Annotated in this window: 1 rRNA gene; it reads right to left on the reverse strand. The window is 58.0% G+C overall.

Annotated elements, in window-relative coordinates:
• Positions 1–645: ribosomal RNA gene (locus KME77_RS02000) — 23S ribosomal RNA — on the reverse strand; the annotation flags it as partial.

Raw genomic sequence — 645 nt, forward strand, 5'->3', positions numbered from 1 at the left:
CATCACCAGCAGAGGTCCCCCTTCTCCCGAAGTTACGGGGGCAATTTGCCGAGTTCCTTAACCACAGTTCACCCGATCGCCTTGGTATTCTCTACCTGACCACCTGAGTCGGTTTAGGGTACGGGCCGCCACAACACTCACTAGAGGCTTTTCTCGGCAGCATAGGATCATCCACTTCACCACAATCGGCTCGGCATCACATCTCAGGATACGTGCGGGGCGGATTTACCTACCCCACTCCCTACATGCTTACCCCAGGACAACCATCGCCTGGGCTGGACTACCTTCCTGCGTCACCCCATCGCTTACCTACTACCCGATCGGATCGAGCGTTCAGCCTCACCCCTAGCCCCGAAGGGCATCAGAGGACTTAAGGACTCTTAGCATCACGAGGTTCGATATGGGCGCATTGAAGCGGGTACGGGAATATCAACCCGTTGTCCATCGACTACGCCTGTCGGCCTCGCCTTAGGTCCCGACTTACCCTGGGCGGATTAGCCTGCCCCAGGAACCCTTGGTCATCCGGCGCGAGGGTTTCTCACCCTCGATTCGCTACTCATGCCTGCATTCTCACTCGCACACACTCCACGACTGGATCACTCCGCCGCTTCACCGCATGCACGACGCTCCCCTACCCACCAACAA

Source organism: Nonomuraea rhizosphaerae (assembly GCF_019396405.1).
Lineage (GTDB): Bacteria > Actinomycetota > Actinomycetes > Streptosporangiales > Streptosporangiaceae > Nonomuraea > Nonomuraea rhizosphaerae.